The 11758-nt window shown below is 70.3% G+C and carries 15 protein-coding genes; 6 read left to right on the plus strand and 9 right to left on the minus strand.

From position 1 onward, the window contains the following. The first annotated feature begins 39 nt into the window (after positions 1 to 39). Complete coding sequence (locus AB0J46_RS00995) at positions 40 to 1278, plus strand: MFS transporter (protein ID WP_364324660.1); 1239 nt, start codon at positions 40 to 42, stop codon at positions 1276 to 1278. On the opposite strand, the gene AB0J46_RS01000 is transcribed toward AB0J46_RS00995, so the two are convergent. The 3 genes from AB0J46_RS01000 to AB0J46_RS01010 form a co-directional block, all read right to left on the minus strand. After that, positions 1263 to 2015, minus strand: a complete 753-nt coding sequence (locus AB0J46_RS01000) for an MBL fold metallo-hydrolase (RefSeq protein ID WP_357971117.1) — start codon at positions 2013 to 2015, stop codon at positions 1263 to 1265. The genes AB0J46_RS00995 and AB0J46_RS01000 overlap by 16 nt on opposite strands. Continuing rightward, a complete protein-coding gene (gene murI, locus AB0J46_RS01005) occupies positions 2012 to 2836 on the minus strand; it encodes a glutamate racemase (protein ID WP_364324663.1) in 825 nt (274 codons plus the stop codon). Before murI ends, AB0J46_RS01000 begins: the two co-directional genes overlap by 4 nt. A gap of 85 nt (positions 2837 to 2921) precedes the next feature. Then, entirely contained in the window at positions 2922 to 3713 is a 792-nt protein-coding gene (locus AB0J46_RS01010; protein WP_364324666.1) for a thioesterase family protein, read from the minus strand. Positions 3714 to 3850: 137 nt separating this feature from the next. Here AB0J46_RS01010 and AB0J46_RS01015 point away from each other — a divergent pair, with 137 nt between their 5' ends. Further along, positions 3851 to 4177, plus strand: coding sequence for a hypothetical protein (locus AB0J46_RS01015; RefSeq protein WP_364324669.1), 327 nt, complete (start codon positions 3851 to 3853; stop codon positions 4175 to 4177). Positions 4178 to 4262: 85 nt separating this feature from the next. Further along, the gene (locus AB0J46_RS01020) at positions 4263 to 6119 is read left to right on the plus strand and encodes a DUF3352 domain-containing protein (protein WP_364324672.1); all 1857 of its coding nucleotides are present in this window, start codon (positions 4263 to 4265) and stop codon (positions 6117 to 6119) included. Positions 6120 to 6169: 50 nt separating this feature from the next. Here the strand turns inward: AB0J46_RS01020 and AB0J46_RS01025 are convergent, their stop codons facing one another. From AB0J46_RS01025 to clpS, 5 genes are all read right to left on the minus strand, one after another. Further along, complete coding sequence (locus AB0J46_RS01025) at positions 6170 to 7117, minus strand: cysteine synthase (RefSeq protein WP_364324675.1); 948 nt, start codon at positions 7115 to 7117, stop codon at positions 6170 to 6172. Position 7118: 1 nt separating this feature from the next. Next, entirely contained in the window at positions 7119 to 7391 is a 273-nt protein-coding gene (locus AB0J46_RS01030) for a MoaD/ThiS family protein (RefSeq protein ID WP_352350116.1), read from the minus strand. Between the two features lie 140 nt (positions 7392 to 7531). After that, the gene (locus AB0J46_RS01035; protein ID WP_352327704.1) at positions 7532 to 7933 is read right to left on the minus strand and encodes a M67 family metallopeptidase; all 402 of its coding nucleotides are present in this window, start codon (positions 7931 to 7933) and stop codon (positions 7532 to 7534) included. 9 nt (positions 7934 to 7942) lie between these two features. Next, a complete protein-coding gene (locus AB0J46_RS01040) occupies positions 7943 to 8467 on the minus strand; it encodes a DUF2017 domain-containing protein (RefSeq protein ID WP_352350114.1) in 525 nt (174 codons plus the stop codon). Positions 8468 to 8477: 10 nt separating this feature from the next. Further along, on the minus strand, positions 8478 to 8771 hold the full coding sequence (gene clpS / locus AB0J46_RS01045; protein ID WP_352350112.1) for an ATP-dependent Clp protease adapter ClpS: 294 nt from the start codon (positions 8769 to 8771) through the stop codon (positions 8478 to 8480). Between the two features lie 46 nt (positions 8772 to 8817). Here clpS and AB0J46_RS01050 point away from each other — a divergent pair, with 46 nt between their 5' ends. The 3 genes from AB0J46_RS01050 (at position 8818) to AB0J46_RS01060 (ending at position 11360) form a co-directional block, all read left to right on the plus strand. Next, the gene (locus tag AB0J46_RS01050; protein WP_364324679.1) at positions 8818 to 10101 is read left to right on the plus strand and encodes a nicotinate phosphoribosyltransferase; all 1284 of its coding nucleotides are present in this window, start codon (positions 8818 to 8820) and stop codon (positions 10099 to 10101) included. A 14-nt stretch (positions 10102 to 10115) separates the two neighbouring features. Next, a complete protein-coding gene (locus tag AB0J46_RS01055) occupies positions 10116 to 10685 on the plus strand; it encodes a nicotinamidase (RefSeq protein ID WP_364324682.1) in 570 nt (189 codons plus the stop codon). Between the two features lie 165 nt (positions 10686 to 10850). Then, positions 10851 to 11360, plus strand: coding sequence for a hypothetical protein (locus AB0J46_RS01060; RefSeq protein WP_364324685.1), 510 nt, complete (start codon positions 10851 to 10853; stop codon positions 11358 to 11360). On the opposite strand, the gene AB0J46_RS01065 is transcribed toward AB0J46_RS01060, so the two are convergent. Then, positions 11357 to 11734, minus strand: coding sequence for an STAS domain-containing protein (locus AB0J46_RS01065; protein WP_364324688.1), 378 nt, complete (start codon positions 11732 to 11734; stop codon positions 11357 to 11359). The genes AB0J46_RS01060 and AB0J46_RS01065 overlap by 4 nt on opposite strands. Positions 11735 to 11758: the final 24 nt, after the last annotated feature.

The raw sequence follows: 11758 nt of genomic DNA on the forward strand, positions 1-11758 counted from the left end.
CTCTTGACCAAATGTGTCCGACACATGGATCCTTACGCAATGACAACGGGGGTGTTGCGAAACCCTGACTTCCTCCGGTTCCTGACGTCGCACGTGGGGAACGAACTGGGAGCGAATATCTCGCGCGTGGCCCTCCCGCTGGTGGCGGTCGTCACGCTGCACGCGCAGCCGGCCCAGGTGGCTCTGCTGTCCGCGCTGCAGACCGCCGCGTTCCTCGTGCTCGGCCTGCCCGCGGGGGTGTGGGTCGACCGGATGCGCCGGCGTCGCGTGATGATGGTCACCGACCTGGCCAGGTTCGTGCTGCTGGCGAGCATTCCGCTGGCGGCGCACCTGGGCGTGCTGTCGATCGGGATGATGTTCGCGGTCGCCTTCCTGGCGGGTGCGGCGCAGGTGTTCAACGACGTCGCGGACCAGACGTACCTGCCCAGCCTGGTGAGCACCCGGCAGCTCAGTGACGGCAACTCCAAGCTGGAGGTGGTGCGCTCCGGCGGCTTCCTGGCCGGGCCGGGCGTCGGCGGCCTGCTGGTGCAGCTCGTCGGCGCGCCGTTCACGATGTTCGCCACCGCGCTGGGCTCGCTGACGTCGGCGCTGTTCCTCAGCACCATCAAGACCCCGGACAAGCCGCCGGCCGCGAGCGAGCCCGAGCCGTTGCTGCGCGGCATCGGCGTGGGGCTGCGCCACGTGTGGCGCGACCGCCTGCTGCGCATGTTCGCCGCGTCCTCGGTGCTGACGAACCTGACGGTCGGCGCGGTGCTCGGCCTGTCGGTGTTGTTCCTGGCCGACGAGGTGGGGCTGGCGCCCGGTCTCATCGGCGTGCTGCTCATGTCCGGCGGGTTCGGCGGCGTGGCCGCGGGCCTGCTCGGCGCGCTGCTGGCCAGGAAGGTCGGCACGGCCAGGATCACCTGGCTCTCCCTCACCGTGCCGGCGCCGTTCGCCCTGCTGCTGCCGATGACCCAGGCCGACTGGCGGGTGACGTTCTTCGCCGTCACCTCGATCGCGTTGTCGTGGAGCGCGGCGCTGAGCACGGTCGGCCAGATCACCTACCGGCAGACGACGGTCCCCGAGCGGCTGCTGGGCCGGGTCAACGCCTCGTTCCGGTCGTTGATGTGGAGCTCGGTCCCGCTGGGCGCGCTGCTCGGCGGGATCGTCGCCCAGCAGTTCGGCGTGCGGACGGCCTTATGGGTGTTCATGATCGGCCGGGTCGTGTCGTTCGTGCCGCTGCTGTTCTCGCCGCTGCCCCGATTACGCGACTTCGACGACGTTCAGGCCAGATCGTAGACCGCACCGCTGCGGGCCAGCTCGATCGGCCCGGCGTAGCCGCCCCTCGACGCGTCCTGCAGCACCCTCGCGTTGTCGTTCCACGGCACCAGATGGGTGAGCACCAGCTTGCCCGCGTTGGCCTTGGCCGCGTGCTCGGCCGCCTGACGACCGGTCAGGTGCAGGTCGGGCGGCAGGTCGGGCCCCTCGACGAACGACGCCTCGCACAACATGAGGTCGGCCCCAGCGGCCAGCTTGACCAGCTCCGCCGACTCCCCGGTGTCCCCCGAGTACGCCATGCACACGTCGTCGCTGGCCACCCGGAACCCGTACGCCTCGACCGGATGGTTCACCAGGCCGGCGGTGACGACGAACGGCCCCACCTCGAACGAGCCGGGCGACAGCGGCGTGAAGTCGAAGGCGGTCTCCAGACCGGGCTCGTCCGGCATCCCGTACGCGGCCGCGAGCCGGGCCGGCGCCCCCTCGGGCGCGTAGACCGGCACGGGCGGGTACGGCGCGTCGGGCCCGTACGTGCGGGCCACGTGGTAGCCGCAGACGTCGAGGCAGTGGTCGGCGTGCAGATGGGACAGGCAGATGGCGTCCACGTCGTAGAGGCCGATGTGGCGCTGGAGCGCGCCGAGCGACCCGTTGCCGAGGTCGAGCAGCATCCTGAACCCCTCGGCCTCGACGAGATAGCAGGACGCGGGGCTGTCGGGGCCGGGGTAGCTGCCCGAGCATCCGACGATGGTCACCTTCATGTGGGCCTCCCGCTAAAGGTAGTACCCCCCACTGGCGCGACTTCGACCACGTCGATCTCCGGGCCCAGGAACCGCCTGCCGAGGCGGGCGAAGAGCTGGGAGTCGCCGGTGGCGCGGAAGCGGTGCCGGGGGGTGGCCTCGCCTCCCGCCGCCAGTCCGCGGTCGTGCAGGATCCGGTAGACGTCCTTGGCCGTCTCGTCGGCGCTGGAGACCAGCGTGACCCCGTCGCCGACGACGTAGGAGATCGCGCCGGTGAGCAGCGGGTAGTGGGTGCAGCCGAGGATGAGCGTGTCGCAGCCGGCCGCCCTGATCGGCTCCAGGTAGTCGCGCAGGACGTCGATGAGCTCCTTGCTCATCGTCTCCCCGCGCTCGACGTACTCCACCAGCCGGGGCGCGGCCACGCCGGTGAGCTGCACGTCGGGGGCCGCGGTGAAGGCGTCGTGGTAGGCCAGCGACGTGATGGTGGCCTGGGTGGCGATCACGCCGACCCGGCCGGTGCGGGTGGCGCGCACCGCGCGCCTGGTGGCGGGCTGGATCACCTCGACGACCGGCACGTCGTAGCGTTCGCGGGCGTCGCGCAGCACGGCGGCGCTGGCGCTGTTGCACGCGATGACGAGCATCTTGACGTCCTGCTCGACGAGGTGGTCCATCACCTCAAGGGCGTAGGCGCGCAGCTCCGCGAGAGGTTTCGGCCCGTACGGCTGACGGGCCGTGTCGGCCACGTAGGTGATCGACTCGTGGGGGAGCTGGTCGATGATCGCGCGGGCGACCGTCAGGCCGCCCACCCCGCTGTCGAAGATCCCAATACTCTCGTCCGGCACGTTCTAGAGGGTAGGCGACCTGCTCGATCAACACCGCGTAAGAATGCTCACACCTGATGAAGGCGCGACTGTCGGGTTGCTCACATCAGCCCCTTCCGACCCTGGCGAGCTGGCGCGACTGGGCGACGAGCCGGCCCGCGGAGTCCCAGACCTCGACCTCCTCGTCGAACCAGCCGTCCGAAATGAGGCGGCCGCTGCCGATCAGGGTGAGCCAGCCGGGGGCGGGCAGGGCGCGCAGGTGCCAGGTGAGCTCGACGGTGGGCGCCCAGCCGCGGGCGCCGGCGGAGAACACCACGGGCGGCAGCGCGTCCACGGCCAGGGCCAGCACGTACGGGTCGGCGTCCTGCGGCTCGGCCATCCTGAAGTACGCCCGCGACTCCGGCCTGCCCGTCGGTTCGCCGGCCAGCCAGGCGATGGTGGGCGGGTCGAAGCGCATGTCCATCTGGGCGTTGAGGGTCATGTTGTTCTCGGGCTTGGGGTCGGGCAGCTTGACGCACTCCTCCACGGACGGCATGACGACCGAGGGCGCGTCGGTGTAGACGGGGTCGGCGCCGGTCAGGGTGGCGGTGGTGATCAGGCTCTCGATCTGCGGCACGCCGTCCTGGACGAGGGTGGCCCTGGCGAACGCGGCCGTGCGGCCCGACTTCAGCGGCTCGACCCGGACCTGGGCGGGGCCGGCGACCGGTGACTTGAGGAACTGCGAGGTGGTGCTCACCGGGTGCTCGAACGGCGAGGCGTCCACGGCGGCGCGCAGGACGACGGCCATCAGGTAGCCGCCGTTGAGCGGGCCGCCGATGGAGTATCCGGGGTCGAGGCACACGTCATAGGTGGTCTCGTCGACCCTGATCGCCTGTGTGGCCTCGTCGAACTTGGTCATCCCGCCCTGCCTTCACCGTACGGAACTATATTCTAGTAGTCCCCCCACTTTACGCGGGGCTGCGGCGTTCGCACCACGCCGTTCCGATATCAGCGCGCCTACCTGCGGAAACACCACCCGGATGGGACAGTTCGATCATGGCAACTGTCACCGAACTCATCGGTCAGTCGGTGTGGGACTCCAACGGGATCTGGGTCGGTCACGTGGTCGACATCCGCGCCCACAGGCACAGGGGCGGCCTCCAGCAGAGCCAGACGGTCTACGGGCTGGTCGTCTCGGGACGGCGGGCGCCCGTCCTGCTCGGGCTCACCCGCGACCGTCAGGGCCGCTCCCCCTGGCTGTCCAAGACGCTGGCGCGGACGGTGTACGCCGGGTGCACGTTCGTCCCCTGGGCCTGCGTGACGGACTGGACAGATGGCGAAGTCCACCTCGATGTGCTGAAAAAGGAGCTGAATCGGGCCTGATCCCGACTTCAGCACATTGCAAGCGGCCATCTAGCAACATCAGCTACCTTCTCTGTGGTCAAAAGTCCACATTGTGAGTTGAGTGATGTCTGCGAATAATCCCCCACCTGGCCAGGATCCTGAGCGCACCACGGCGTACCGAGGAGGCTGGGACCAGCCGCAGGAGCAGCAGCAGCCGTACCAGCCGCAGCAGCCGTACCAGCAGCCCCATGGTCAGCAGGCCCCGCAGCCGGGGCAGGGAGCTTCGTACGGGCAGCCGGCTTACAGCCCTCAATCCGCCTACGGCCAGCAGCCCGCCTACGGCGCCCCGTACGGCGGCCAGGCGCAGCAGGGCTGGCAACAGCAACAACAGCAGACCTGGCCGCAGCAGGACCAGCACGCCCAGCAACAGGGCTGGGCGCAGCAGGACCCCTACGCGCAGCAGCAACAGCAGCAGGGCTGGCAGCAGCAGGACCAGTACGGGCAGCAAGGTTGGCAGCAGCAGGGCCCCGAGGGCTTCGGCCCGCCCCAGCCGGCGAAGAAGGGCGGCCGCAAGGGCTGGCTGATCGCCGGCGCGGCGGCGCTCGCGGTGGTGCTGCTCGGCGGCGGCGCGGTGTGGGCCGTGGGCGCGATCGGCGGCGGCGGCACGCAGCCGAACGAGGTCCTGCCCGCCAACGCGATCGCCTACGCCCGCCTCGACCTCGACCCGGCCGCGAACCAGAAGCTGGCGCTGTTCCAGCTCGCCAGGAAGTTCACGGTCACCAAGGGCTCCTTCACCGGCGAGGACCCGCGCCAGGCCCTGTTCAACCTGGTCAACGAGACCGGCGAGAAGAAGGTCGACTTCGCCAAGGACGTGGACCCGTGGCTGGGCAGCAGGGTCGGCTTCGCCGCCGTGCCCTCCGGCGAGTCCGAGCCCGACTTCGCGGTGGCCGTGCAGGTCAAGGACCAGGCGCAGGCCAAGGCGGGCATCGCCAAGCTCATGGACGGCGACAAGTACGGCATCGCCTTCCGCGACGACTACGCACTGCTGTCCTCGACGCAGGCGCTGGCCGACAAGTTCGCGAAGGGCGAGGCCACCCTCGCCGACAACAGCGAGTTCAACGACGACATGGGCGACGTCGGCGAGCAGGGCGTGTTGTCGTTCTGGGCGGACATGGGCGCGCTGGCCAAGCTCACCCCCATCCCCGCCGAGCAGGCCGCGAGCATCGAGCCCATCAAGGACGCCCGGTTCGCCGGCGCGCTGCGCTTCGACAGCGCCTACGTCGAGCTGGCCGGCCTGGTCAGGGGCGCCAAGGGCGTGACCTCGGACGACGTCCAGCCCGCCACCCTGGGCACGCTGCCCGCCGGCACCGCCGGGGCCCTGTCGGTCTCCGGCCTGGACCAACTGATCACCAGCCAGTGGGCCCAGATCCAGAAGTCGGCCGCGGCCGGCGGCGGCGCCGAGGTGCAGCAGCTCCTCGACCAGGCCAAGACCAAGTTCGGCCTCGACCTGCCCGGCGACCTCGCCACGGTGCTGGGCAAGAACTTCACGGTCGCGGTGGACAGCCAGGGCCTGGACGGCGACCAGATCAAGGCGGGCGTCCGCGTGGTCACCGACCCGGCCAAGGCCCAGGCGGTCGTCGGCAAGATCGAGAAGGCGCTGGCGGCCAGTGGGCAGCCCGCTCCGCAGCTCGCCAAGGTGCCCGGTGACGGCGTCTTCACGGCGGCGACGAGCGAGGAGTACGCCAAGAAGCTGGCCGAGGAGGGCACGCTGGGCGACTCCGAGACGTTCCAGACCGCGATCCCCGACGCCGGCGAGGCCACCTTCGCGCTCTTCGTGGACCTCGACAAGGTCGAGCACCTGTACCTGCAGAGCATGGAGGGCGACGAGAAGGCCAACGTGCAGGTCCTGCGGGCCGTCGGGCTGAGCGGCAGGCAGAGCGCCACCGAGGCGGACTTCTCGCTGCGGGTCCTGTTCAACTGACCAGGCAAGAAGGGGGGCGGCCGTCCCGGCCGCCCCCCTTCTTCATGTCCTCAGGCCCAGAGCTGGCCTTCGAGGCGGTCTTCCGCCTCCTCCAGGGTGCCTTCGTAGGCGCCCGTGGACAGGTATTTCCAGCCGCCGTCGGCCACCACGAAGACGACGTCGGCCCGCTCGCCCGCCTTGACCGCCTTCCCTGCCACGCCCAGCGCGGCGTGCAGCGCGGCGCCGGTCGAGACGCCGGCGAAGATGCCCTCGGCGGCCAGCAGCTCGCGGGTGCGCCGCAGCGCGTCGGCCGAGCCGACGGAGAAGCGGGTGGTCAGCACGGACTCGTCGTACAACTCGGGGATGAAGCCCTCGTCGACGTTGCGCAGGCCGTAGACCAGCTCGCCGTAGCGCGGCTCGGCGGCGACGATCTGCACGCCGGGCACCCGTTCCCGCAGGAAGCGGCCGACGCCCATGAGCGTGCCCGTCGTGCCGAGCCCGGCCACGAAGTGGGTGACCGTGGGCAGGTCGGCCAGGATCTCCGGGCCGGTGGTCTCGTAGTGGGAGCGCCAGTTGGCCGGGTTCCCGTACTGGTAGAGCATCACCCAGGACGGGTTCTCCGCGGCCAGGCCCTTGGCCACGCGGACGGCCTCGTTGGAGCCGCCCGCAGCGGGCGAGGAGATGATCTCCGCGCCCCACATGCGCAGGAGCTGGCGGCGTTCCTCGGAGGTGTTCTCCGGCATCACGCAGATCAGCCGGTAGCCCTTGAGCTTGGCCGACATCGCGAGCGAGATGCCGGTGTTGCCGCTGGTGGGCTCCAGGATCGTGCAGCCGGGCGTGAGCAGGCCGTCCTTCTCGGCCTGCTCGATCATCCACAGCGCCGGCCGGTCCTTGATCGACCCGGTCGGGTTCCGGTCTTCAAGCTTGGCCCAGACGCGCATCTCGGGCGAGGGCGACAGCCGGGGCAGCCCGACGAGCGGCGTGCGCCCGACCGAGTCGATCAGCGAGTCGAACCGCATGTCACCCGCCGGCGACGGCGGGCAGCACGGTCACCGTGTCGCCGTCGGACACCGGGGTGCCGAGGCCGCCGAGGAAGCGCACGTCTTCGTCGTTGAGGTAGACGTTGACGAAGCGGCGCAGGCTGCCCTGGTCGACCAGGCGGTCCTTGATGCCGGGGTGGCGCGACTCAAGGTTGCTGATCAGCTCGTCGAGGGTGGCGCCCTCGGCGTCGACGGCCTTGGCGCCGTCGGTGTAGGTGCGCAGGATGGTGGGAATGCGAACCTCGATGGCCATCGCGGTCATTCTCCTCTTATCTGGTCGTCGTCCCATCGGCGGCAACACCGATGGCTTGGCACGGATTCCAGATCAGCGACAGTCGTAGACGACGACGGCCGGGGTGTGCGCGAAGAGGTAGCTCTGCACCGGCCGGACCATCATGGGAGGAATCTTACCTCTTCCTCCTCGATCACTCCGTCGAGGATCCGGTAGGAGCGGAACTCGACCTCGTTCTCGTCCCTGGTCGAGACCAGGACGTAGTGGGCCTGCGGCTCGGAGGCGTAGGACACGTCGGTGCGCGACGGGTACGCCTCGGTGGCGGTGTGGGAGTGGTAGATCACGACGGGCTCCTCGTCGCGGTCGTCCATCTCCCGCCAGACGCGCAGTTGCTCCATGGAGTCGAACCGGTAGAAGGTGGGCGAACGCTCGGCGTTCTCCATCGGGACGAACCGCTCGGGCACGCCGTCGCGGCCCGCGATCACCCCGCACGCCTCGTCGGGATGGTCGGCCCGCGCGTGCGCGACGATCTTGTCCACCAGTTCCTGCGAGATCGTGAGCATGCCCGGAAGCTACCAGAGCGCGCGGACCAGGCTGTCTTGGAGGTAGGTCAGCCAGTCGTAGGTGACGTAGGCCGGGTAACGGGGGTCGTCCTCGGACATCATGGCGATCTCGTCGTGGACCTCCTCGGTCACGTCGAGCTTGGTGCCGAGCGTCAGGCGCACGTCGTTGAGCGAGCGCAGCCACGCCTGGGCCTGCTCCGGCGTCAGCTCGGCGCCGCCCGGTCGCGCGGTGTCCAGGACGGTCTGGGCGTCGGCGCGCTTGCCGTCGCGCAGCGTGGCCTCGGTGTAGCGGCGGAACTCCGAGGCCTCCTGCTCGTCCTCGTAGGCCGAGGGGAACAGCCGGGCCAGCACCGGGTCGGTGGGCGCCTGGGCCGCCCCGATGCCGAGCGCCCGCTCCAGCGGATCGTCGCTGGTCTCCCCCGGCGCGACCAGGCCGAGCAGCATCGAGACGAGCGAGCGCAACAGCGAGACCTCCGCGGCCTCGAACTGCGCGATGACCGAGCCGTTCCGCCCGGCCGAGAACCCCGAACTCACTGCCGCCGCCTCACTTGACCGAATCCGGCTGGACCGTCGCCCACAGGCCGTAGGAGTGAAGAATCTGCACATCGCGTTCCATCTCTTCGCGCGTGCCACTGGACACGACCGCCTTGCCCTTTTGGTGGACGTCCAGCATCAGTTTCTCCGCCTTCTCCTTGGTGTAGCCGAAGACGGTTTGGAAGACATAGGTCACGTAGGACATGAGGTTGACCGGGTCGTTCCAGACGATGGTCACCCATGGCAGATCGGGCCGGACGTCCGATGACGGACGCTCGACGGTGATTGGAGCGGTGCTACCCACATCCCCGAGTCTGCCCTATCTGGGTCGTAGTCTTCGAGTCGTGAGAATGACCATGAGCACTGCGTTGCTCACAGATCACTATGAGCTGACGATGCTCCAGGCGGCACTGCGCAGCGGCGCGGCGCACCGGCGCGCGGTCTTCGAGGTGTTCGCCAGACACCTGCCGGGCGGCCGCCGGTACGGGGTCGTGGCCGGCATCGGACGCGTCCTGGACGAGCTCGAACGCTTCCGTTTCGGTGACGAAGAACTCACCTTTCTCCGCGAGCAGGAGGTGGTCGACGAATCGACTCTGGCGTTTCTCGCCGATTACCGGTTTTCCGGGAACGTCTACGGCTACCGCGAGGGCGATCTGTACTTCCCCGCCTCCCCGATCATGATCGTCGAGGGCACCTTCGCCGAGGCCGTGCTGCTGGAGACGCTGACGCTGTCGATACTCAACCACGACTGCGCCATCGCCTCGGCCGCCTCCCGCATGACCAACGCCGCCGGCAAGCGCCCGCTCATCGAGATGGGCTCGCGCCGCACGCACGAGTACGCCGCCGTCGCCGCCGCCCGCGCCGCCTACATCGCCGGGTTCGCCTCCACCTCCAACCTCATGGCCGGCCACATGTACGGCGTCCCCACGGCGGGCACGGCCGCGCACGCGTTCACCCTGCTGCACGACTCCGAGCGGGACGCGTTCGAGGCCCAGATCGCCTCCCTCGGCGTGGGCACGACGCTGCTGGTGGACACCTACGACGTCGAGCAGGCGGTGCGCACGGCGGTCGAGCTGGCCGGCAGCAAGCTGGGCGCGGTCCGCATCGACTCCGGCGACCTGGCCGCCGCCGCGCAGGAGGTGCGCGAGCTGCTCGACTCTCTCGGCGCCTTCGACACCCGCATCGTGGTCACCTCCGACCTCGACGAGTACGCCATCGCCGCGCTCGCCGCCGCCCCCGTGGACGGCTACGGCGTGGGCACCTCCCTGGTGACCGGGTCCGGCGTCCCCACGGCGGCCCTGGTGTACAAGCTGGTGGCGCGGGAGACCGGGGCGGGCCGGCTGGAGGCCGTGGCCAAGCGGTCGGTGGGCAAGCCGTCGCGCGGGGGGCGCAAGGAGGCGTACCGGCTGCTCGACGAGGGCGGGCACGTCGAGACCGAGCTGATCACGACCGGCGGCGGCGTCCCCGACGGCGGCATCCCCCTGCTGCACGAGCTGGTGCGCGACGGCGAGGTCGTCGGCCGGGAGCCCCTGTCCGCCGCCCGTGACCGCCACGCCGCGGCCGTCGCGCTGCTCCCCCAGGACGCGCTCCACCTCGGGAGGGGGTACGCGGCGATCCCCACGGAGTTCGTCTGACGTATCGTGCTCTTATGGGCACCGCATTGATCATCGTCGATGTGCAGAACGACTTCTGCGAGGGTGGCAGCCTGGCCGTGGCAGGCGGCTCGGAGGTGGCCGCCGCGATCACCCGCCATCTCGGCGAGCACGGCTACGACCACGTCGTGGCCACCCGTGACCACCACGTCGACCCCGGCACCCACTTCTCGGACACCCCCGACTACGTCACGTCCTGGCCCGCCCACTGCGTGGCCGGCACCCCCGGCGCCGACTTCCATCCCTCCTTCGACGTGTCGGAGGTGGAGGAGGTCTTCAGCAAGGGCGCCCACGCGGCGGCCTACAGCGGCTTCGAGGGCGCCTCGGGCGACGGCGCGCCGCTGGCCGACTGGCTGCGCGAGCACGGGGTGACCGAGGTCGACGTGGTGGGCATCGCCACCGACCACTGCGTGCGCGCGACCGCGCTCGACGCGGCGGCCAACGGGCTGGCCGTGCGCGTGCTGCTCGACCTCACCGCGGGCGTCTCCCCGGCGACCACGCAGTCGGCCATGGCCCAGATGGAGGCCGCGGGCGTGACGCTGGAGGGCACGCCCAAGGCGGGCTGACCGGCCCCGCCGGGGACGACCCGCGGTTGTGCCGCGCTCGCGCCTGATCACGGACGGTACACAGTGCGCAACCCTGCGGTCATGTGATATTCAAGGATGACCTAACCTCTCCGCAGTCGAAGTAGTACGTAGAGTCATATCTCTTCATCCTGTGCGAGGTTTCTCATGCTTGCCATCTCCCTGGGCGTGGCCTGGCTGCTGCTCACCCCTCTCGCCCTCTGGGTGCTCGTCAAGGGCCGTCCGGGGGCGCGGGTGGGGGCGGTCGTGACGCTGGCGCTGCTGGAGGTCGCGACGGTCGCGATGGGCGACGTGCCCTCCGGCCGCGGCCCCGCCGTCGTGGCCCACGACATGCCGCCGGCGCCCGCGCTGCCCGCCTGCGACGAGCGCACCCCGATCCCCCAGTGGGCCAAGGTCGGGCGGCAGCTCGTGCTGTCGTGGTCGGCCGCGCCGCGCGAGTGCGCGACGGCCAAGGTGATCGCCCGTCCCGAGGGCCGCCGGCTGCTGGTGTGGGTGCACGAGGGCCCGCTGAGCGGCGACCATCAGGGGGTGCGCACCCTTCCCGTCCGCGTCAAGGACGGCCGGGCGGCGCTGACCGTCCCGCTGCCGGGCGACGAGCGCTACATCCCGGTGGACGGCCGCTCCGGGAAGCGGATCCCGGCCCCTACCGGCCTCTAGAGGGTCGCCACGGCCAGCCGCAGGGCGTCGTCGAACCTGGTGAACACCTCGAACGCGTGCCGTAGCCCCGTGATCGACAACACCCGGGCCATCACCCCGTGCACCCCCGCGAGCAGCAGCCTGGTGCCCCTCGACTCGCACCGCTGCATGACCTCGACGAGCTCGTTCATGCCCATCGAGTCGCAGAAGGCGACCGCGCCGAGGTCGAGGATCAGGAACGGCTTGGCCGGCAGCTCCCACACGCGCTGCATGTGCTCGCGCAGGATCGGGATCGCGTAGACGTCGAGCTCGCCTTCGAGCCGGATGATGACGGCGTTTCGGGAGAGGCCGGAAGCGACGGTGAGCGTCGACCTGCCGGGGGCCTCAGACGACATGGGCAAGATCCTTCTGGTATCCCA

The sequence above is a fragment of the Nonomuraea sp. NPDC049758 genome (genome assembly GCF_040674635.1).
Classification (GTDB): domain Bacteria; phylum Actinomycetota; class Actinomycetes; order Streptosporangiales; family Streptosporangiaceae; genus Nonomuraea.